At 72.1% G+C, this 21,058-nt stretch carries 19 protein-coding genes and 1 pseudogene; 7 read left to right on the top strand and 13 right to left on the bottom strand.

Going from position 1 to position 21,058, the window contains the following annotated elements; all coding sequences use genetic code 11:
* Window positions 1-120: 120 nt before the first annotated feature.
* The 4 genes and pseudogenes from ABT336_RS06310 to ABT336_RS06295 all read left to right on the top strand — a co-directional run.
* Window positions 121-834, top strand: coding sequence for a YcnI family copper-binding membrane protein (locus ABT336_RS06310; protein WP_350895453.1), 714 nt, complete (start codon window positions 121-123; stop codon window positions 832-834).
* Window positions 835-851: 17 nt separating this feature from the next.
* Entirely contained in the window at window positions 852-2,564 is a 1,713-nt protein-coding gene (locus ABT336_RS06305; RefSeq protein ID WP_350895452.1) for a copper resistance CopC/CopD family protein, read from the top strand.
* A complete protein-coding gene (locus ABT336_RS06300) occupies window positions 2,561-3,190 on the top strand; it encodes a DUF1775 domain-containing protein (protein ID WP_350895451.1) in 630 nt (209 codons plus the stop codon). The genes ABT336_RS06305 and ABT336_RS06300 overlap by 4 nt, the downstream gene beginning before the upstream one ends.
* Before the next feature lie 152 nt (window positions 3,191-3,342).
* Window positions 3,343-3,627, top strand: a pseudogene (locus ABT336_RS06295) (family 43 glycosylhydrolase); the annotation flags it as partial.
* A gap of 276 nt (window positions 3,628-3,903) precedes the next feature.
* On the opposite strand, the gene rpsN reads toward ABT336_RS06295, so the two are convergent.
* From rpsN to rpmB, 3 genes are read right to left on the bottom strand one after another with little or no spacing between them, the layout of a single operon-like run.
* Entirely contained in the window at window positions 3,904-4,209 is a 306-nt protein-coding gene (rpsN, locus tag ABT336_RS06290; RefSeq protein ID WP_350895450.1) for a 30S ribosomal protein S14, read from the bottom strand.
* Window position 4,210: 1 nt separating this feature from the next.
* Complete coding sequence (gene rpmG, locus ABT336_RS06285; protein ID WP_350895449.1) at window positions 4,211-4,378, bottom strand: 50S ribosomal protein L33; 168 nt, start codon at window positions 4,376-4,378, stop codon at window positions 4,211-4,213.
* Window positions 4,378-4,614, bottom strand: a complete 237-nt coding sequence (gene rpmB / locus ABT336_RS06280; RefSeq protein ID WP_350895448.1) for a 50S ribosomal protein L28 — start codon at window positions 4,612-4,614, stop codon at window positions 4,378-4,380. The genes rpmG and rpmB overlap by 1 nt, the downstream gene beginning before the upstream one ends.
* A 146-nt stretch (window positions 4,615-4,760) precedes the next feature.
* On the opposite strand from rpmB, the gene ABT336_RS06275 reads away from it, so the two are divergent.
* The gene (locus ABT336_RS06275; protein WP_350895447.1) at window positions 4,761-6,026 is read left to right on the top strand and encodes a CobW family GTP-binding protein; all 1,266 of its coding nucleotides are present in this window, start codon (window positions 4,761-4,763) and stop codon (window positions 6,024-6,026) included.
* Window positions 6,027-6,135: 109 nt separating this feature from the next.
* Here ABT336_RS06275 and ABT336_RS06270 read toward each other — a convergent pair whose 3' ends face one another.
* From ABT336_RS06270 to fabI, 4 genes are all read right to left on the bottom strand, one after another.
* On the bottom strand, window positions 6,136-6,561 hold the full coding sequence (locus ABT336_RS06270) for a hypothetical protein (protein ID WP_350895446.1): 426 nt from the start codon (window positions 6,559-6,561) through the stop codon (window positions 6,136-6,138).
* Window positions 6,562-6,657: 96 nt separating this feature from the next.
* Window positions 6,658-7,503: a helix-turn-helix domain-containing protein gene (locus ABT336_RS06265; RefSeq protein ID WP_350895445.1), complete on the bottom strand. Its 846-nt coding sequence runs from the start codon at window positions 7,501-7,503 to the stop codon at window positions 6,658-6,660.
* Window positions 7,504-7,522: 19 nt separating this feature from the next.
* Complete coding sequence (locus ABT336_RS06260; protein ID WP_350895444.1) at window positions 7,523-7,996, bottom strand: MaoC family dehydratase; 474 nt, start codon at window positions 7,994-7,996, stop codon at window positions 7,523-7,525.
* On the bottom strand, window positions 7,996-8,835 hold the full coding sequence (gene fabI, locus ABT336_RS06255) for an enoyl-ACP reductase FabI (protein ID WP_502891120.1): 840 nt from the start codon (window positions 8,833-8,835) through the stop codon (window positions 7,996-7,998). Before fabI ends, ABT336_RS06260 begins: the two co-directional genes overlap by 1 nt.
* A gap of 216 nt (window positions 8,836-9,051) precedes the next feature.
* Here fabI and ABT336_RS06250 point away from each other — a divergent pair, with 216 nt between their 5' ends.
* Window positions 9,052-9,423, top strand: a complete 372-nt coding sequence (locus ABT336_RS06250; protein ID WP_350895443.1) for a nuclear transport factor 2 family protein — start codon at window positions 9,052-9,054, stop codon at window positions 9,421-9,423.
* 149 nt (window positions 9,424-9,572) lie between these two features.
* Window positions 9,573-10,973 carry an MFS transporter gene (locus tag ABT336_RS06245; protein WP_350895442.1) on the top strand — a complete coding sequence of 467 codons (1,401 nt, stop codon included), beginning with the start codon at window positions 9,573-9,575 and terminating at the stop codon, window positions 10,971-10,973.
* A gap of 17 nt (window positions 10,974-10,990) precedes the next feature.
* Here ABT336_RS06245 and ABT336_RS06240 read toward each other — a convergent pair whose 3' ends face one another.
* From ABT336_RS06240 to ABT336_RS06215, 6 genes are all read right to left on the bottom strand, one after another.
* Window positions 10,991-11,425, bottom strand: a complete 435-nt coding sequence (locus tag ABT336_RS06240) for a PaaI family thioesterase (RefSeq protein WP_350895441.1) — start codon at window positions 11,423-11,425, stop codon at window positions 10,991-10,993.
* A gap of 97 nt (window positions 11,426-11,522) precedes the next feature.
* Window positions 11,523-12,311, bottom strand: a complete 789-nt coding sequence (locus tag ABT336_RS06235; protein WP_350895440.1) for a thioesterase II family protein — start codon at window positions 12,309-12,311, stop codon at window positions 11,523-11,525.
* The gene (locus ABT336_RS06230) at window positions 12,308-13,330 is read right to left on the bottom strand and encodes an LLM class flavin-dependent oxidoreductase (protein ID WP_350895439.1); all 1,023 of its coding nucleotides are present in this window, start codon (window positions 13,328-13,330) and stop codon (window positions 12,308-12,310) included. Before ABT336_RS06230 ends, ABT336_RS06235 begins: the two co-directional genes overlap by 4 nt.
* A gap of 1 nt (window position 13,331) precedes the next feature.
* A complete protein-coding gene (locus ABT336_RS06225; RefSeq protein WP_350895438.1) occupies window positions 13,332-14,927 on the bottom strand; it encodes a long-chain-fatty-acid--CoA ligase in 1,596 nt (531 codons plus the stop codon).
* Complete coding sequence (locus tag ABT336_RS06220) at window positions 14,924-20,710, bottom strand: type I polyketide synthase (protein WP_350895437.1); 5,787 nt, start codon at window positions 20,708-20,710, stop codon at window positions 14,924-14,926. The genes ABT336_RS06225 and ABT336_RS06220 overlap by 4 nt, the downstream gene beginning before the upstream one ends.
* Window positions 20,707-21,045, bottom strand: coding sequence for an acyl carrier protein (locus ABT336_RS06215; RefSeq protein WP_350895436.1), 339 nt, complete (start codon window positions 21,043-21,045; stop codon window positions 20,707-20,709). The genes ABT336_RS06220 and ABT336_RS06215 overlap by 4 nt, the downstream gene beginning before the upstream one ends.
* Window positions 21,046-21,058: the final 13 nt, after the last annotated feature.

Below are 21,058 nucleotides of genomic sequence, written 5' to 3'. Positions count from 1 at the left end.
CGGCTCGATCGGATCGGGCCGGAATCCACGGGAACCAGGTCGCAGAGGCATCCGACCAGAACTGTGTGAGGAGCCGCGGCGACGTCGCGGCACCGCCCCCCCCTGAAAGGTCGTCCCACCATGAGCCAGTCACGTCGCCGAGTCGCCCGGGTCGGCGCGGTCGGAGTCTTCGTCGCCGCGTCGATCGCCCTGGCCGCGGCCCCCGCCGCCGCCCACGTCGGGGTCACCCCCTCGGTCACCACCGCGAACGCCTACACGGTGCTGACGTTCGGGGTGCCACACGGCTGCGACGCCTCAGCCACCACCAAGGTCTCCATCAAGATGCCCGACCAGATCGTCTCGGTCACCCCGACCGTGAACCCGAACTGGACCGTGGAGAAGGTCACAACGGCCCTGACCCCGCCGGTCACGGACAGTCACGGCAACGAGATCACCCAGCGGGTCTCCGAGGTGGTCTACACCGCGAAGACCCCCCTGCCGAGCGACCTGCGGGACAGCTTCGAGCTGTCCCTGAAGCTGCCGGACGCCGCCGGTGAGACTCTGGTCTTCCCCACCGTGCAGACCTGCGAGCAGGGTGAGGCCGCCTGGGTGGAGGTCGCCGCAGAAGGCCAGGACGCCGACGCCCTGGACTACCCGGCACCGAAGTTCACCCTGACCGCGCCGGCCGAGAACGCCGACGGTGCGGTGCAGCCCGCCGCCCAGCAGGTGAGCCAGAACTCCGACGAGTCCGGCAGCGGCGGTACCGGGGTGGTCGGTTGGATCGCCCTGGTCCTCGGCGCCCTGGGCCTGGTGTCGGGCGGGTTGGCGCTGGCGCGTACCCGCAAGGCTGCCTGACGCCGCCGATGGCGCAGGTGAGGTCGCGCAGCGTCGCGGCGGCGCGCTCCGGGTCGGGCCGGTGGGCGCGGTGGATGGTGTCCGCCGTGCTCGCCGGCCTGCTCGGCCTGCTGGCCGCCCTCCTTCCGGCGGTACCGGCCGCCGCCCACGCCGTCCTGCTGGGCACCGACCCGACCGACGGTGCGGTGCTGGCCACCACCCCGGAGCAGGTCACCCTGACCTTCAACGAGCCGGTGTCGGTACGCCCGGGCGGGGTCCGGCTGCTCGACGCCGCCGGTAACGAGGTCTCCGCCGACGCCCGATCAGTGGACACGACGGTGGTGCTCGGTGTGCCGCCGGACCTGGCCGAGGGCACCTACATCGTGACCTTCCGGGTCATCTCGGCCGACAGCCACCCGGTCTCCGGGGGCCTGAGCTTCGCCGTCGGGGCCCCGAGCGACAGCGCTGTGGTGCCGGTGCCGGAGAGCCGGCCGACCCTCGCCCTGGACGTCACCCGGCAGGTCGCTGAGGGGGTCTCCTACCTCGGCCTGCTGGTCAGCGCGGGGCTGGTGGTCTTCCTGCTGGTCCTGTTGCACGGCGAGGCGCCCCGGCTGCGGCGGCGACTGCTGCGGATCGCCGGGGTCGCCGGGGGCGTGACCCTGCTGGCCCGACTGCTCCTGGTGCCGACGGTCCCGGCCTGGCAGGACGGCCGGGATCTGGGCGGCCTGGTCGACGGTGCCCTGTGGCGGGCCGGCCTCACCTCGGAGGAGGCCCTCAGTTCACTGCTGGTGGTCCTCGGACTGGCCGTCGCCCTGGGGGCCGCTGCCACCGGGCGGGCGGTGCTGACCGCCCCGGCCTTCGCCGGGGTGGCGCTCGCCTGGGGAGCGGTCGCCCTGGTCGGGCACACCCGCACCTACGGGCCGGAATGGCTGGTCGTGGCGGCCGACATCCTGCACGTGGCCACGGCAGGGGTGTGGCTGGGCGGGCTGGTGGCGCTCAGCTGGGCCCTGGCCCGCTCGGCCGACCTGCCGGCCGGGGCGGCGGCGCGTACCGTGTCGGCCTTCTCCCGGGCCGCCGCCGTGCTGGTCGCCCTCCTCGGTGTCGCCGGCGTGCTGCTGGGGTGGCGCATCCTCGGCTCGGTGGAGGCGCTGACCGGCACCGCGTACGGAGTGGCCCTGCTCGCCAAGGTCGGCCTGACCCTGGTCGTGCTGGCCCTCGCCGCGCACAACCGGTTCCGGCTGGTGCCCCGGGTGTCGGCGACCGAGAGCGAGGGGGACGACTCGGCGGCGTGGCGACTGCTGCGGCGCGGTGTCCGCTTCGAGGCGGGGCTGCTCGTCGCAGTCGCCGCCACCACCGGGTTCCTGGTCACCCAGAGCCCGGTCGTCGAGCCGACCGGGCGGCCCGGGGCGTCGACCACCACCGAGACCGGCCCGCTGGCGGTCGAGGCACCCCTGGGGCAGGGACGGGTCCTGGCCCGGTTCACCCCGGGCCGGACCGGAGTGAACGCGATGGAGCTGGAACTTCTCGACGCCGCCGGTCAGCCGGTGGTCCCGGTCGCCGAACCCCGGCTGACGGTGACGTTACCGGCGATGCAGGTGGGTCCGTTGGAGCGGTCCCTGGCCAACACCGGTCCGGGCCGGTACGAGGCCTCGGTCGACCTGCCCCTCGCCGGGTCCTGGGTGGTGCAGGTGAGCGTACGGACGTCGAAGTACGACAATCCGGTGGCCAGGTTCGAGGTGGAGATCCGATGAGTACGGTCCGGTGGCTCAGGGCGGTGGGTGCGGCGGCGGCCGGAGTGCTCGCCTGTCTGGTGGTGGGGGCCGGTCCGGCCGCCGCCCACGTCGAGGTGACCGGGGCGCAGCCCAACGGCGACGGCTCCGCCACGTTGACCTTCGCCTTCGACCACAGTTGTGACGGGTCGCCCACCACCGAGCTGGTGGTGGCCCTGCCGGAGGGGGTGACGGCGACCGACACCGTCGCCCCTTCGGGCTGGTCGGGGTCGGTCACCGGCAACCGGGTCACCTTCGTCGGGCCGGGTCTGGAGACCGCCGAGGTGGGGGTGACCGCCCGCCTCGTTGGTCGGCCGGGTGACACCCTGCAGTTCCCGGTGCTGCAACGCTGCGCCGACGGCGGCTCGTACGACTGGATCGACCTGACGGGCGACAGTGACCACCCGGCACCCCGGTTGGTGGCCACCGCCGCCGTCCTGGCCGCCGCGGCGGAGCCGGAGGGGGTCTCCGCCGCGGACGGTGCGAGCCCGGGGCAGGGTGACGGGGCCTCGCTGGGACAGGCCCTGTCCGTGCTCGCCGGGTTCGTCCTCCTCGCGGCGGGTGGTGGGTTCGTGCTCACCCGCCACCGGCTGCGACGCGCCCCCTGACGGGGACCCGGGGTGTCCCTGCGACGGGCACCCCGGGCAGTCGTCGGAGGCCGGGGACCCCTAGCCGGAAGCCAGCGAGACTATCGATCCCAGATACTGACAGACACCCCCGCTCACATCTGGGCGCCCGAGATCCACTTCATGGACGGCAAGTGGTACGTCTACTTCGCCGCCGGGCGCAGCGACGACATCTGGCGGATCCGGATGTACGTCCTGGAGACCACCGCCGCCAATCCGCTGACCGATCCTGGACCGAACGCGGCCGGATCACCATCCCCTGGGACACCTTCAGCCTGGACGCCTCCACCTTCGTCGCCAACGGGGTCCGGTACCTGACCTGGGCCCAGCAGGAACCCGGGATCGCCACCAACACCAACGTCTACCTCGCCCGGATGGGAGCCAACCCCTGGCAGATCACCGGGACGGTGGCCCGGCTGGCGATACCGACACTGGACTGGGAGACCCGGGGGTTCAAGGTGGCCGAGGGCCCGTCCACCACGTACCCCACCGCCCGCCGACCACCACTCCGCCGACGACTCCCCCACCGACCACCGGCGGGTGCCGGGTCAGCTACACCGGCGACCCGGCCAAACCCGGCTCCTTCACCCGCAACGGAACACCCTGCGGCACCTCGTAGGCGACACCGGCCACCCGGCATGCCGGGTGGCCGGACCGACGAGTGCGCCGCTACCGCGACCTGTCCGGCGGGGTCCTCACCGGGACGCCTTGCGGACCCCCGGCAGTTCGCCCCGCAGGGCCATCTCCCGGAATCGGACCCGGGACAGCCCGAACCGGGTGAGGATCCCCCGTGGACGGCCGTCGACGAGGTCCCGGCTGCGCAGGCGCACCGGGCTGGAGTCGCGGGGCAGGCGGGCCAGCCGACCCACTGCCGCCGCCCGTACGGTCGGGTCGGTGTCCGGATGGGCGACGGCCCGCTTCAGCTCGGCGCGGTGGTCGGCGTACCGGGTGACGAGGGCGGCCCGACGGGCCTGCCGGTTGACCAGGCTCGTACGCGCCACCTCAGCGCACCTCGCGGAACTCGACGTGCCGCCGGACGATCGGGTCGTACCGACGCAGGGTCAGCCGGTCAGGGTCGTTGCGACGGTTCTTGCGGGTGACGTAGGTGTATCCGGTGCCGGCGGTGCTGCGGAGGCGGACGATCGGCCGCAGTTCGGTCTGCCGGGCCATCAGATCCGCACCCCCCGCGCGCGCATTTGCGCGACGACCGACTCGATGCCCCTGCGGTCCACGGTCTTCAGGGCCTTCGCGGTCAGGGTCAGGCGCACCCAGCGCCGTTCGGTGGGCAGCCAGAAGCGGTGGCTCTGCACGTTGGGGTTCCACCGACGGCGGGTCCGCCGGTGCGAGTGGGACACGGCGTTGCCGAAGCTCGGCTCCGCCCCGGTGACGTCACAGCGTCGGGACACGGGTCACTCCTTCGATCAGCTCATCGTAACGACAATCATTTTCATTCTTACCCTCGCCCCCGCGCCACCCACACCCGGGGGGCTGTCGCCGCACGTCAGGGATGTGCTTAGAATGAAAATCGTTTCCAACAAGCGTCGAGAGGACTGTGATGACGACGTCTCCGCTCGCCCCGGCCGACGCCCGGACCCCGGCGGCCGACACCCGCCCGTCGCTGACCGTGCTCAGCGGCTTCTGGCCGGCAGCGACGCATGCCGTCGCCCGAGGACTGCTGGCGGCGGACCCGTCACTCGTGCTGGTCCGACACGACCTCACCGGCCTCGGCGACGGCACCGTGCAGCGAATCGTGCGCGACGGCGCGGGCCTGATCGAGGACGAGCGGGTCGACCTGGACCACGGGTGCGTGTCCTGCACCCTCCGCGAGGACGTCCTGCCCGCCCTCGCCCGGCTGGCCCGCACCCGGCCCGACCGGGACCTGCTGTTGATGTTGCCCGAGGTGGTCGAGCCCGAGGCCGTCGCCGCCGTGTGCGCCCACTGCCCCGTCGACGGCGCCCCGATCACCGACCTGCTGTCCGTCGACTCCTACGTCACAGTCGTCGACGCCGAGCACCTGCTCGACGGCCTGGCCAGCACCGACGACCTGTCGACCCTCGGCATCCAGACCGCCGCCGACGACGACCGAGGACTCGCCGACGTCATCGTCCGACAGATCGAGTACGCCGACACCCTCGTCCTGTGGGGGCAGTCCCGCGACGGCGCGTACGACACCACCCGGCTGTCGGTCCTGTTGCACCGGATGACGCCCTGGGCCACCCAGGTACGCCTCGACGGCGACCTGGTCGACGCCGACGCCCTGACCCGGGCCCTGCGTGGCACCCGTCGACACCGACCCGACACCCCCGGCGTACTGGCCCGGGGACTGGAGGGGCACCTGCTCGGCGTCCACGAGCCGCACCCCGACTGCGGGGTGGTCTCGGTGGTGTTCCGGGCCCGCCGCCCGTTCCACCCCCGACGGCTGCACGACGTGCTCGAAGAGGTGAACGCCGAGGTCGTCCGCTCCCGTGGCCACCTCTGGCTGGCCAGCCAACCGGACACCGTCGTCGCCTGGGACTTCGCCGGAGGCGGACTGGGCCTCGGCTGCCTCGGCCGGTGGCTCGCCGCCCTCCCGGACGGGCACCGGGCGCGGGCCTCCGACCACCGTCGACTCGCCGCCGCGCTGGCCTGGGATCCCTACTACGAGGACCGTCACCAGCACCTCGTCTTCGTCGGCGTGGACCTCGACCCCGCCGAGGTGCACCGCACCCTCGCCGACTGCCTGCTCACCGACGCCGAACTCGCCGACGGCGAGGCGACCTGGCGCACCTACGAGGACCCGTTCGACGGCTGCTTCCCCCTCGCCGACCTGCAGTCATGATCGCGGGTGTGGTCGTCGGCGGCCGGACCGTCGACGACCACACCCGGGTCGGCACCTCCTCGCACCACGCCCGAACCGGTGGGACCTCCGGTCCGGACGGCAGATCAGGTCAGGGCCGCTGCCTGCGCAGGCCGACGATCTGCAACACGGCGAAGAGCCCGACCACGGCGGCCTGCATGACCATCCACACCCGGGCGATGGTCGACGCGCCGTCGAGTCCGACCGCCGCGGCGACCAGGCTGGCCACCACCCACACGGCGTTGACCACCACCACCGCCGTCGCGCCGGCGCTGCTGACCACCGGCCGGGTGCCGACCACCCAGACCGCCGCGGCGAACACGATCAGGAAGATCCCGATCCCACGAAGCAGCCCGGTGGACATGTCGAAGAGGTCACCGAGCAGGGGCGCGGCCACGAGGTACGCGAGGCCGTTGAGCCCGGTGACGACGGCGTCGAGCTTCAACGCCAACCGGAGGAACTTCTCGGAGCTGTCTGCGAGCGTGCCACGACTCATGGCTGCGGCTTGTTCAGTCATGCCTCGACATTGGCAGGACGACCTATGCCCTGTCGATTACCTGGGAGATAAAGGAATCGCTGGAAAAATGGGAGGTGAAGAACCGTTCTCACCCGTCTACGCCATTTGGCGAGAAACCGTTCTCCGACTTCTCAGTTCTCGGGCCGTAGCCTCGTCGGCCGGGTAGAATGACTCGATCGACAGCTCGGAAATGGTCACGTCCAACGGCGTTCCGAAGGTCGCCACCGTGGTGAAGAGATTGAGCACCCGGCCCTCCCGTCGCACTCGGGCCGGCACCACGATGCTGTTCGCGGCCGGGCCGGCGGCATGGGACTCGCCACCCGGATAACCGCGCAGTTCCTCCTCCAGCACCGCCAACTCCGGGTCACCACTGAATTCGACCTGCCGCCCCAGTCGGTGCAGCAGGTGCGCCCTCCACTCGCCGAGGTTCACGATGTGCGGGGCCAACCCCTCCGGATGCAGGCTCGCCCGCAGGACGTTCGCCGGGGGGACGAGCAGCCAGGGGGCCACCAGGTCGGTGAGGACCGAGAGGCTCTCGTTGGCGTCGACGAGGTTCCAGGCCCGGTCCACCACCACCGCGGGGTACGGCTCGTGCCCGTTGAGCACCTGGCGGATGGCGGACCGGACGGCGGTCATCGGCGGGGCGTCGAGCGAGTTCTCCGGGTAGACCGGGGCGTAACCGGCGGCCAGCAGCAGCCTGTTGCGTTCCCGTAGGGCCAGGTCGAGACGGTCGGCCAACTGCAACACCATCTCCCGGCTCGGTGTCGACCGACCGGTCTCCAGGAAGCTGAGGTGCCGGGTCGAGATGTCGGCCCTGATGGAGAGTTCGAGCTGGCTGAGTCGTCGCCGTCGGCGCCAGTCCCGCAGCATCTCCCCGACGGCAGGTTTCGTAACGGTGACGGTCATCAGCTCATCGTGCGTGACCGACTTCCTACTGTCCATTACCTCAGAGGTAGCAGCTCTACCGAACGCGCGGGTCTTGTTCTCGATACAGGTAGGTGACCGCCACGGCGCAGACCGGCTCCGGAACCCCGTCCCGCTCGACGTGCACCCGGTGGACCGCCTCCCAGTAACCCCGGGGCCGGGCCCGCGCCGACACCACCTCCACCCGCCCCCGGACCCGGGCGCCCACCGGCACCGGAGCGGCGAAACGCACCCGCTCCACCCCCTTGTTGAGCACGTGGTCGACACCGTCGACGGCGAGCACCTCGTCGACCATCGACGGCACCATCGCCACCAGGTGCAGACCGTGCACGACAGGGGCCCCGAACGGCCCGTCGGCAGCCCGTACGGCGTCCAGGTGGATCCACTGCCGGTCCCCGGTCACCTCGGCGAACCCGGACACCGCCGCCGGACCCACCTCGCGCCACGCCGTCGCCCCCAGCTCCGTACCCTCCAGGTCAGGCAGGGCGTCGGGGCCGGAGAGCCGGCGCATCAGGACACCACCGTCGAGCCGTCGCGCTCCGTACGCCGCGGCGAGCCGGTGTCGGCCTCCCGGGGTACGGCGGCGGCCACCGCGTGCACTCCCCCGTCGACGTGGAGGACCTCTCCGGTGACCGCCGGGAGCCAGTCCGACCAGAGGGCACACACGGCCCGCCCCACCGGCGTCGCGTCCACCGAGTCCCACGGCAGCGGGGACCGGCGGGTCCACGTCTCGTGCAGGACGTCGAAGGAGTCGATCGCGGTGGCGGCCACCGTCCGCAGCGGGCCGGCGGCCACCAGGTTGACCCGGGTGCCCTGCGGACCGAGGGCGTGGGCGAGGTACCGGCAGCAGCTCTCCAGCCCGGCCTTCGCCACCCCCATCCAGTCGTACCCCGGCCAGGCCTGCCCCGCGTCGAAGTCGAGTCCCACCACCGAACCGCCGCCCGCCGTGGCCAGCAACGGGGCGCAGGCGCGGGTGAGCGCCGGAAACGAGTACGTCGACACCTGCATCACCCGGGCGACGTCCTCCCACGAGGTGTGCAGGAAGCCGCCGTCCAACGCGGTGGGAGGCGCGAACGCGGCGGCGTGCAGCAGACCGTCGAGGGCACCCCATCTCGCGTCCAGGGCGTCGGCGACGGCTGCCAGTTGATCGGGTCGGGTGAGGTCGAGTTCCCAGACCTCACAGGGGTACGGCAGGTCCTCGGCGACCCGGCGGGTGATGGGAAGTGCCCGGCCGAAACTGGTCAGAATCACCTCCGCGCCCTCCTGTTGGGCCAGTTGCGCGGCGGCGTACGCGATGGAGCGTTTCGTCAGCACACCGGTGATCAGTAGCTTTTTCCCGGCCAGCAACACGGCGGCTCCCGTCGGTCGAATGGTGAGCGGGGATCTGATCCATCGAAGGCCCGCATCACGGTGCCAGCACATCCTGACGACCGGATGACAAGGCGCTGATTGACCGGGGCCGACGTATTACCTGTCGCGTAATGGACGGTGCGCCGATCGAGGTGCGAATCTCCACGGGCCACCTGCACCACGACGTGGTTGCCGTAAACCGAGAAGGAGACAGTCATGAGTGACCTCGCCAATACCGTCGAGCGCTACCTTGAGATCTGGAACGAGACGGACGCCACCCGGCGGGCCGAGAAGATCCGCGAGGTGTTCACCGAGGACGCGACGTACACCGACCCGCTGGGTGACGTCAGCGGACACGAGGCGATCAATGCGCTGATCGGTGCGGTCCAGGAGCAGTTCGCCGGCCTGACCTTCAGCCTGGCCGGTGCGGTCGACACCCACCACGACATCGCCCGCTTCACCTGGAACCTCGCCCCGGCCGGTGCGCCGGAGCCTGTCGCCGTCGGCTTCGACGTGGTCAAGGCCGGCGGGGACGGACGGCTCTCCGCTGTCTACGGCTTCCTCGACAAGGTGCCCGCCGCCGCCTGACCCGTGACCGCCGCCCACGGCGGCCGGCACCTCCAGCCCACGGATCCGCACCGACACACCCCCTCGGTGCCGGTGCGGATCCGTGCGCCGACACCGGCGGTGCCCGTACCGACATGGAGGAATGCGGATACCCCGACCTGGAGGAACCAGTGTCCCGCTCCGTGGCGTCACCCCCGCCGGCCACGACCGGCACCACCGTCGGCGACCGGCTCGACCGGCTCCCGATCGTCGCATCGCACCGGACGCTGACCCTGCTGGTCGGCGTCGGACTCTTCTTCGACTACTTCGACAGCAACCTCTCCGGCACCGTCTCCCGGGTGTTGCAGACCGAGTTCGGCATCGGTGGCACGACCCTGATGCTCTTCCTCGCGTCCGGCTTCATCGGCCAGTTCTTCGGCTCGATCCTCCTCGGCCGCTTCTCCGACGTGGTGGGCCGACGCCGGGCGTTCATGGTCAACCTGGCCGTCTACTCGGTCTTCACCCTGCTGGGCGCGTTCTCCCCGAACGCCGCCTGGCTCATCCTGACCCGGTTCCTGGCGGGGGTCGGAATCGGTGCCGAACAGACCCTTGCGGACTGCTACCTGACCGAGGTCCTTCCGGCCCGTCGTCGGGGGCGCTTCATCGCCTGGGCCTACAGCCTCGCGTTCTGCGGGGTGCCGGCGGTCGGGTTCACAGCGCTGTGGCTCGCCCCGCGCGACTTGCTCGGCCTGGCCGGATGGCGCTGGGTGTTCATCATCGGCGCCCTCGGTACGGCCTTCATCTGGATCATGCGACGTCGGCTCGTCGAGTCCCCTCGCTGGCTCGCCGAACAGGGTCGCCAGGTCGAGGCCGACGCGGTGGTGCGCCGGTTCGAACAGGAGGCCGGCATCCAGTCCCCGGCCGTCACCGTGGACGTCCCCGTCACCGTCCGGCGGCCCCGGTACGCGAGCCTGTTCAGTCCCCGCTACTGGCGGCGGACCGTCGCCCTCTGGACGTTCTGTCTGCTGTCGGTGACCGCCTACTACGGCTTCGGGACCCTCGCCCCCCAGGTGCTGGCGGTCAAGGGCTTCGACGTGGTCCAGGGGTTGAGCTTCACGGCCCTGTCGTTCCTCGGATACCCGGTCGGATCACTGCTGTCGGTACCGATCATGGACCGGATGGAACGCCGGACCCTGATCTGCGTCTCGGCGGCGCTGATGGCGTTCAGCGGGCTCTGCTTCGGGTTCGCCGGCTCGGTCACGGTGGTGGTCGTGGCCGGGTTCTCCTACACCCTGATGAGCAACCTGTTCTCCACCGCGTCCCACGTCTACCTGGCCGAGCAGTACCCGACAGCGTTCCGGACCACCGCCGCCGGAGCGGCGTACGCCCTGTCCCGGCTCAGCGCGGCCCTGCTGCCCTTCCTTCTCCTGCCGGTGCTGACCGGGTACGGCGCGAGATGGCTGTTCACGGTCATCGCGGGGTGCGTCGCGGTGATGATCGGGGTGGTGCTGATGCTCGGTGCCCGGACCACCGGGACCTCGGCCGACCTGCCCTACGGCGACGACGGGCCGACACGACCCGGCCGGACCTGACCGACGGGCCGGTCGGATCACCCCAGCACCATCTGCGACTGCGTCACCATCCCGATCCGGGTCGGCTCCGTACCGGCCCGGATCGGGCCGTCGTCGGCCTGCTGGTCCAGGAGGGTCTGCACGACGATGACGCTCCGACCGACGTGCACCGGCCGGGCCACCGCCCGCAACACCCCCCGCCGCACCCCGGCGAAGAAGTTCGTCTTCAGCTCGATGGTGGTCGTCATCGCCCCGGGCGGCAGGTTCAGGTACGCGCACACCCCCGCGACGGAGTCGGCGAGCGACACGACGGCCCCGCCGTGCATCACCCCACCCGCCGTGCAGAGGGCGGGCGCCCAGGCCAGCGAGGCGGACACCTCCTCCGGGTCGAGGCGGTCGAACCGCAGGTCGAGCGTGGCGGCGTACGGCATCAGCTCCCGCAGGGCGGCAGCGGTCAGGGACCTGTCGGACATCGTCTTCTCCTGATCGGACGAACTGTCGGGCCCACCGTCGTCGACGGTGGGCCCGACATCGGGTGGCAGGTGCCGAGGGTGTCAGGTGCAGGGGATGTCAGCGACCGTGCGCCGCCTCCAGCCGGTAGAGGTGCCGGACGACGTCGGAGGTCACCGCCAGCGCATGGCTGTCGATGTAGAAGTGGCCGCCAGGGTATTCGCTGTTGCCGAGGTAACGGGGGGTCCGGTCCCGCCACGAGTCCATCGCGTCGGGCTGCTCCATCAGCGGGTCGGCGGCCCCGCCGTACGAGGCGATCGGGCACCGGACAGTGGCCCCGTCGTCGACGTACTGGCTGCACACCGCGAGGTCGGCGCGCAGTGCCGGGACCACGAGGGCCAACATCTGCGGGTTGTCGTAGATCTCGGCGGGGAAGGACCCGAGTTTCTTGATCCATTCCACCATCTCCGGCTCGGGCATCCGGCTCTGCTGCTCGGTCGGCACGAAGAAGCCCCGCGGGGCCCAGCCCGACATGCCCAGCATCAGCGGACCCGGGTCACCTGACGCCTCGATCCGCTGGGTCAGCTGGTACGCCAACTGCGCCCCCATGCAGTGTCCGAAGAATGCGTACGGCCGGTCGTCGAGTTCCCGGACCACCGCCTCGTGCAGGGCGTCCATCAACGGCTCCCACGTGCCGTAGGACGACTCGTCCCGACGGTTGTGCCGCCCGGGCAGGGTGACCGCCTGCGGTGCGACGTCCCCGGGCAGCAGGGTGCCCCAGTCCCGGTAGATGATCGCCCCGCTCCCGGCGTGCGGGAACAGGATCAGCCGGATCCGGGCGTCCGGCGCGGGTTCGGCCGGATGCAGCCAGGACCCGGCCGTGGACGTCGTCTCGATCTGCGTGGTCATGGGGTCTCCTCCCGGTTGGCGCCCGCACCGGCCATCACCGGCTCGTCGGCCACGGCCCGCAGGGCCGGCAACAGCTCGGCCCCGATACGTTCGAGTTGGGACACCGCGTCGAGGGAACCGATCCGGATCACCACGTGCCGGGCACCGGCGCGCAGGTAGCCCCGCAGCCACTGCGCGCAGGTCTGCGCGCTCCCCCACCCGTAGGCCTGGATCTGCATCATCATCTCCAGCGGACGCCCGTAGTAGCGCTGGACGTAGTCCTCCAGCTCCGCCCGCGCAGCCGTCGGATCGTCGTCGAGGGTGAGCGTGGCGTACAGGCCGGGGACGACGGCGTCGGCCGGACGACCGGCCTCGACGCAGAGCCGGGCGATCGTCTCCCGGGCCGCCGCGTAGCTGTCCGCCGACGGCAGGAACGGCAACCAGCCGTCGTACCGGCGGGCCACCCGGCGCAGGACCGCCGGGGTGTCACTGCCGGCCAACCAGAGCGGCGGACCACCGGACCGGTACGGCGAGGGCAGCCGGTCCAGCCCGGCCGCCTGCCAGTGCCGACCTGTGAAGTCGACGGGGGTCCCGGGCGAGCCGCTGCGCCACGCCGTACGCCACAGGTCGGTGATCTCGTCCAGCCGCCCCGCCCGCCCGGCGAACACCGCGTCGACCAGGCCGAACTCGTCCTCCGTCTCGGGCATGGGGAAACCCGAACCGAGACCGAGGGTGAGTCGACCGCCGCAGGCGTGGTCGAGGCTGCTGACCATGCTGGCACCGACGACCGGGTGCCGCAGGGCCGGGGTCAAGGCCGCCGTGCCGAGGGTCACCCGGGTGGTCGCCGTACCGGCCGCGGTGAGCGTGATCAGCGGATCCAGCCGGGGTCGGGCGACGAGCGAGTCGCCGGTCCACACCGAGTCGAAGCCGAGTTCCTCGACCCGGCGGGCGAAGTCGACGAGCGCCGACATGGAGAGGTTTCCGAGGATCACCTGCTCCCGGCTGGGCAGCAGGACACCGAATCGGGGGGCGTCGGACACGTCAGTCTCCCTTCACCGCCGCCGCAGCCACCGGCCGGGCCTGCGCCGCGAGTCGTTCCCGCACGACTCGGCGCAGCACCTTGCCGGACGGATTGCGGGGCAACTCCGTCACGAAGTGGTACTCGACGGGGATCTTGTAGTCGGCGATCCGACCCCGCAGGTAGACCGCCAGCTGCCGGGGTGTCACCGACGCGCCGGGCCGGGACACCAGACAGGCGTGGACCGCCTCACCCCACTCCGGGTGCGTCACCCCCACGACCGCCACGTCGGCGACTGCGGGATGGTCGCCGAGTTCCTTCTCGATCTCGGCCGGGTAGATGTTCTGCCCCGCCACGATGATCGTGTCGTTCATCCGGTCACCGAGGAACAGGTAGCCGTTCTCGTCGAGGTGACCGGCGTCGCCCATGTGCAGCCACTCGCCGACCAGGGTCCGGGCGGTGGCCTCCGGCAGGTTCCAGTAGCCGAGCATCCGGGCGGGCGTCCGTACGCACACCTCGCCGACCTGTCCCGGCGGCAGCGGGCGTCCCGCCCGGTCGACGACCTTGACCTCGGTCCCGGGGCAGGCCCGCCCGGCGGCCCGCAGCAACGGGCTGCCCGGCACGTGGTCCGCCGGAGGCAGGCAGACAGCGACGCTGCCGGTCTCGGTGCTGGCGTAGATCTGGGCGAACTCGCAGGCGAAGACCGCCAGGCACCGCTGCAGCAGGCCGGTGGAGATGGGCGCGGCGCCGTAGGCCACCTTGCGCATCGAGGTGAAGGTGTCCGGGCCGACACCCCGCTCGTCGAGCATCATCGCCAGCATCGCCGGGGCGACGAAGGTCGTGGTGACCCGGTGCCTGACGATGAGGCGTACGGCGTCCTGCGGCAGGTACATCCGCATCACCACGTTCGTCGCACCGGCGTTGAAGCCGTGCATGAACCACCCGATGCCCGCGATCCCCAACCCGGGCAGCGAGATCAGGTTGACGTCGTCGGACCGCCAGTCGAGCCAGCCCACCCCCGCCTCGCCCATCGCCGCCGGCAACGTGAAGAAGCTCCGGTGGGCCAGGACCACCCCCTTGGGCCTGCCTGTCGTACCGCTGGTGTAGATCTGCACGACGGCGTCGTGCGGCCCGCACCGGTGCTCGGGCGTGTCCTCGGTCGCCCCGGCCCGCCAGGACCGCAGACCCGCCCCCGGGTCACGGGGGTCCGCACCGTCCAACGTGACGACGACCGCCAGGTCCGGCAGTCCGGCCCGGACCCGGTCGAGCACCGGTTGGAACTCGCGCTCTGCGAAGACCAGCCGGGCACCCGAGTCCCGCAGGACGTGGTCGACCTCCCCGGCGGTCAGCCGCCAGTTCACCGGCACCAGGACGGCACCGATCTTGGCGCAGGCGAGCACAGTCGAGTAGTAGTACTCCGACTCGCGGCCCAGGTACGCCACCCGGGTCCCGGCGACGACACCGGCGGTGCGCAGCGCCTGGGCCGTACGGTTGCTGCACCGGTGCAGCTCGGCGTAGGTGATGCTGCGGTCCTGGCAGTGCACGGCGACGTGGTCGCCACGGTGCAGGGCGTGGGCCTCGGCCCGGGCCGCCAGCGTCCAGTCCTCGGGTAGTGTCACTGCTCCTCCGGAGGGTGTGCGGTCGCGCGGACGTGCTCGGCGGTGAACCGACGGACGAGGAACTGGGCGAGCTGCTCGGGTGACGGGTGGTCGAAGGTGAGCGACGCCGGTAGGGCGACCCGCAGGTCGGTCTCCAACCCGCTCTTGAGCTCGACCCCCATCAGGGAGTCCAGTCCGAGGGAGAGGAACTCGACGCCGGGGTCGAGGTCGTCCGGCGACTCCAGGTGCAGGGCCCGGGCCACCCGTTCCCGGACCGCCGCCCGGATCAGCGCGAGCCGGTCGGCATCCGGGGCGAGCAGGAGCTGGTGCAGCCCCGAGCCGGCCGTCTCCTGGGCACCGGGATCGACGAGGCGGTCGTAGAGGGCGTTCCCGCTCGGCTGCGCGGCGGCGATCCGGTCCCAGTCGAAACCGCCGACCACCCGGTGGTCGGCGGGCCCGGCCCACAACCGGGTCAGGGTGGCCAGCGCCCGCATCGGGGAGAAGAAACGGATGCCGCTGCGGTCGATCTCCCGGCTCAACTGCTCGTCGAGGCGCGCGGACATGCCGACCTGGGCCCAGGCACCCCAGTTGACGCTCAGCCCGGGTAGCCCCTGCCGGGCCCGCCACCGGGCGAGCGCGTCGAGGTAGGCGCTCGCCCCGGCGTAGTGGGCCTGGGTCGCGCCGCCGACCACAGCGGCGATCGACGAGTACAGCACGAACAGGTCGTGCTCGGGGAAGGCCCGGCTCGCCTCGTGCAGCAGCCAACCGCCGTACACCTTCGGGCCGAACTGTTCGTCGATCGCCGCCCAGTCGAGCTTCGCGACGAGTTCCTTGCCGATCGCACCGGCGGCGTGGACGAAACCGCCGACGCCCCGCCCCCCGGTCCGCAGGTGCTCGACGAGTCGGGCGACGTCGGCCGGGTCGGCCACGTCGGCGGCGAACAACTCCACCTCGGCGCGGCGGCGCAGCTGGTCGAGGACCTCCTGGGCCTCCGGGACGGCCCGACCGGACCGGCTGACCAACACCAGGTGCCGGGCGCCCAGGTCGACGAGTCTGCGGGCGGTCACCAGGCCCAGACCGCCGAGGCCGCCGGTGACCACGTAGGTCCGGTCCGGCCACACCCGCCGCGCAGCGTCCGGGTCGGCTGTCGCCGGGCCGGGCGCGACGTCGTCGTCGAGGCGGATCAGCACGGTGCCCGGGGCGGCGCCCCGGTCCATCTCGGCCAACGCCTCGGCGGCCTCGGCGAGTCCGTACACTGTGGTCTCGGCGTCGTCGGTGAGTCCGGCCACCGCCGCACCCGGATCGGTGTCGGCGGCCAGGGCGGCGGCGACCGCCCCGGCGGCCCGCGTCAGATGCGCGGTGCCGGGCACCCCGACCGCCGACGCCGCCGGCACCGTGACGACGCGGCACGGTCGACCGGGGTACGCCAGGACGACGGCGTCGCCGGCCGCGAATCCGGCCTCGGCCCCGCCGGTGACCACCACTCCCGCGCAGGCGCTGCCGGTGGCGTCACCGCGTACCGGTCCCACCGCCACGACCCGTACCCGGATCTGGGTCGGCCCGGGCGGGGAGTCGTCGACAGACACCAGTTCCACTACCCGCCCGTCGCGCCGTACCTCGTAGTTGTCCGACCACGGCGGGGTGGACTCACCCGGAAGCAGTCGACGGACGTGCCGTCGGCCGCCCCGGAAGGCGAGCTGGAACTCGTCAGGGCGTGCCACCGCCCACTCGCGGGCGAGCGCTGCCACGTCGGCCGGGGCGGCGACGTCGACGAGCGTCGGACGGTACTGGGGGTACTCGGTGAGCAGCACCGGCCCGAACCCCCACAGGGTGGCGGCGGTGAGGGCGGCGGCGTCGTCCGACGTCTCCCCGGGCATCTGCTGCGCACCGGAGGTGACCAGCCAGAGCCGTGGTGGCGCGTCCCCCGCGTGGGCCTCCAACGACTGCACGAGCGTCAACAGGCGGCGGTAGTTCTCCTCGGACTCGACGGGAAGCCGCTGCCCCGGCTCGCCGCCCCCACCACGCCAGAACCAGGCGACGTCGGTCACCGACGGGTCCGACAGGCTCCCGGTCGGCTCGTCACCCTCCGGCACCACGGTCACGGTCAGCCCGGTGGGCGCCGACTCCACCACCGTCGCTGCGGTCGACGGGTCCGCGCCCACCACCAGGACGTGCCCGGTGGCGGTCCGGTCGGGGCTGCCGCCGGTCTCCCGCAGCCACTCCACCCGGTGGACGAAGGGACGTCGGTCCTGCGCTGCTGCCAGCCGGACGGACAGCAACTCCGCCACCGGCCGGTCCCCGTCGAGCAGCAGCAGGTCGACCTGCCCGACGTCGCCGGGCTCCGCCGGTGGGCACAGCGACGCCCGCACCTGGACCCGTTCCCCCCGGGGACGCCTGAGCAACCGGACACTGCCGACGGCGACCGGGGTGACCGCCGGCCCGTCCGGGTGGATCACCGTCACCGCCTGGAGGGCACCTTCCAGCACGTCGACCGGGAGGTTCTCGCCGGGCACCGCCCGCCGGTTGACTACCTCGGCGACGACTGTGCCGTCGTGGCGGGCGACCCGGTCCAGCAGCCGCAGGCGCGGCCCCGGTGACAGGCCCGCCGAAGCCAGGTCGAGGTAGCCGGCCTCGTGGTCGCGTTCGTCGTCGGCGGGGACGTCCGCCGGGGGCAGGATCAGGGCGGCGCTCCTGGCCACCGTCCCCGGCACCGTCGCGCCCGGCCCCTGCGGGGTCTCCCACAGGACCGCCGTCGCGCAGGTGGACGCCGACTCACCGGTGCCCGCGCTCACCCGTACCCGGACCGCGTCGGTGCCCACCGGTTCCAGGTGGGTACGCACCGGGGTCGGGTCGTCGGTGAGCCCGAGCGGGGCCTCGAACCGCAGGTCGCGGATGACCCCACCGGTGTGGCCGAACACCTCGTCCTGCACGGCCAGGAGCAGTTCGACGAAGGCCGCCGTGGGCACCACGACGGCCCCGTCGACGAGGTGGTCGCCGATCGGGCTCGGACCCGAGGCGCTGTACTCGGCGACGAACTCCCGGCCGGTGTCGGCCGGCACCTCCCGGCCCAGCAGGGGATGGTGTTCGGCCGACGACGTCGGGGTCCGGGTGCCGGACGAGGTGACCGCCGGGAGCCAGTACCGCTTGCGTTGGAAACGGTAGGTCGGCAGGGACACAGTCCGCCGGGCGCGACCGTCGTGGTAACCGGGCCAGGACACGGCGAGCCCGGCGACGTAGAGCGCCGCCAGGGTGGACATGGTCAGTTCGGCGCTGCGGTCACGTCGGCTGAGGCTCACCGACCAGTGGTGGTCCTGCGCCGTCACGCACTGTCGGGCCAGCGCCGTCAACGTCCCGGACGGGCCGATCTCGATCATGGCGTGCCGGCCCCGACGGGCGACAGCCCGCATGCCGTCGAGGAACGCCACCGGCTCCCCGATGTGCCGCACCCAGTAGTCGGGGTCGGAGATCTCCGCCGGCCGGGCCACCGCGCCGGTGACGTTCGAGACGACGGTGATCGTGGGTTCCCGGAACGTGATCGACGCCAACGCGGCCCGGAAGTCGTCGTACACCTCCCGCATCAGCGGGGAGTGGAAGGCGTGGGAGACCTTCAGCCGGTCCACCCGGATTCCCTGCCCGCCGAGGGCGGCGACGACCTCGTCCAGCTCCTGCACGGCACCGGAGACCACACACTGCCCGGGGGCGTTCACCGCGGCCAACGCCAGGTTCGGCCGGTCGGCCAGGAACGGCTGCACCACGTCCGCGGCGGCCTGGACGGCCGCCATCGCCCCGGGGGCGCTGACCGACTGCATCAACCGACCCCGGGCGGCGACCAGCGTCGCCGCGTCCGCCGGGGAGAACAGCCCGGCGACGGTGGCCGCCACCACCTCACCGATGCTGTGGCCGATGACCACGTTCGGCCGTACCCCCCAGGACATCCACAACCGGGCCAACGCCAGCTCGACGGTGAACAGGGCGGGCTGGGTCAGCCAGGTCTGGTGGATCGCCGACTCCTCGTCGGCCTCGTCGAGCAACAGCGACCGCACCGAGCGCCCGAGCAGGGGGGCGAAGAGGTCGTCGCACTCGTCCACGCAGGCCCGGAACACCGGGAACCGCCGGTAGAGGTCGGCGCCCATCCCGGCGTACTGGGAGCCCTGCCCGCTGAACAGGAAGGCGACCTTACGGATCGGGGTCGGCGCAGACGGTACGGCCTCGACGGCCCCCGCGAGGAACCTGGTCAGCTCACCGTGGTCGCGGACCACCGCCGCCACCCGGTGACTGTGGTGACTGCGCCCGACGGTGCTGGTGTAGCAGAGCGCCTCCACGTCCACGCCGTCGTCGTCGGCGAGGAACCGCCGGTACGCCTCCACCTGGGCGCGCAGCGCGACGGCCCCCTTCGCGGAGAGGGTGAACAGGTGCCCGCCGTCGGTGTCGGGTTCCCGCTCGGCGGGTGGCCCGGCTAGGTGGGCCGGGGCCTGCTCCAGCACCACTGCGGCGATGGTGCCGGCGAAGCCGAAACTGTTGACCACCGCCCGGCGTACCGGGGCGTCCCAGGTCCGACACTCGACGGGCACCTCGATCGGGTAGCTGTCCCACGGGATCCGTCGCGACGGGGAGCGCAGGTTCAGGTGCGGATACACGACGCCGGACCGGAGCTGGAGCAGGGTCTTGATCAGGCCGACGACGCCGGACGCCGGTTCCATGTGGCCGAGGTTGGTCTTCACCGAGCCGACCAGCAACGGTTCCTCGCGGGTGTGCGACCGGGCGAAGACGTCGTTGATGGCACCGAGTTCGATGGGGTCCCCCAGCGGCGTGCCGGTGCCGTGGGCTTCGACGTACTGGATGTCGCCGGGGGCGAGCCCGGCCGCCGCGAGCGCGTTGCGGATGACAAGTTCCTGCGCGGCCCCGTTCGGTACGGTCAGGCCCGCGCTGTCGCCGTCCTGCCCGATCGCGCTGCCCCGGATCACGGCCAGCACCCGGTCGCCGTCGGCCTCGGCCCGGCGCAGTCGCTTGAGGACCAGCACCCCGCAGCCCTCGGCCCGGACGTAGCCGTCGGCGGAGTCGTCGAAGGTCTTGCACTGACCGTCGGGGGCGAGCATCTGCCCGTGGGAGAAGATGACCGGGATCCGGGGATGGTGCAGCGCGTTGACCCCGGCGCAGAGGGCGATGTCGCACTCCCCCCGGCGCAGCCCCTCGGCGGCCAGGTGCAACGCCGCCAGCGAGGACGAGCAGGCGGTGTCCACGCTGATGCTGGGTCCCCGCCACCCCAGGAAGTAGGAGAGCCGCCCGGAGAGCGGGAACATGGTGATCCCGGAGGCCAGGTGCCCGTCCAACTCGGCGTACGGGAGCTCACCGATCTCCAGGGCGTAGTCGATCGAACTGGCACCGACGTAGACGCCGCCGTTACCGCGCCGCAGCGCCGCCGGATCGATGTTCGCCTGCTCCAGCGCCTGCCAGGCCGTCTCCAGCACCATCCGCTGCTGGGGGTCGATGTACTGGGCCTCCTTGGGCGAGATGTTGAAAAATCCCGCGTCGAACCGGTCCACGTGGTCGAGGAACCCCCCGCCGGTGGTGTGGATCTTTCCCCGTTCGCCCGGTTCGGCCGGTGTGAACGCGGCGACGTCCCACCTATCGGTGGGCAGCGGGGAGATGCCGGACCTACCCTCCCGGAGGAACGCGTCGAACTCGTCGAGGGACTCGCAGCCGCCGGGGAACCGCAGACCGACCCCGACGACGGCGATGGGTTCGTGGTGCTGCGCCGACAGGTGGTCGAGCCTGTCGGCGCGCGCGTCGACCAGGTCGGTCATCGGCCGTCCTCCCCTGCGGGGGCGCTACCGGTGAGACGGCTGTCGTCGACCGACCGGACCAGGTAGTTCACCAGCTGCTCGATGGTGGGCTGGCTGAACAGGACCGTCGCGTCGATCTCCACCCCGATCCGGCTCTCCATCCGCCGTCGCAGCTCGATCAGCCGCAGCGACGTCAGCCCGAGGTCGAAGAAGCCGGTCTCCAGGGTGAGGTCCTCGTCGGCGTCCATCTGGAGGGCGGTCCTGAACTCGCTGAGCACCAACTCCTCGATCACCTCCCGCCGCTCGGACAGGGGCATGGACGGCAGGTGCCCGGCCAGGGGCAGGGTTTCGGTCATCTGACTCACCTCT

This window comes from Micromonospora sp. NPDC000207, assembly GCF_040300925.1.
Taxonomy (GTDB): Bacteria; Actinomycetota; Actinomycetes; order Mycobacteriales; family Micromonosporaceae; genus Micromonospora.
The sequence above is the reverse complement of the archived record's forward strand: the minus strand, read 5'-3'. Positions and strand labels throughout refer to the sequence as shown.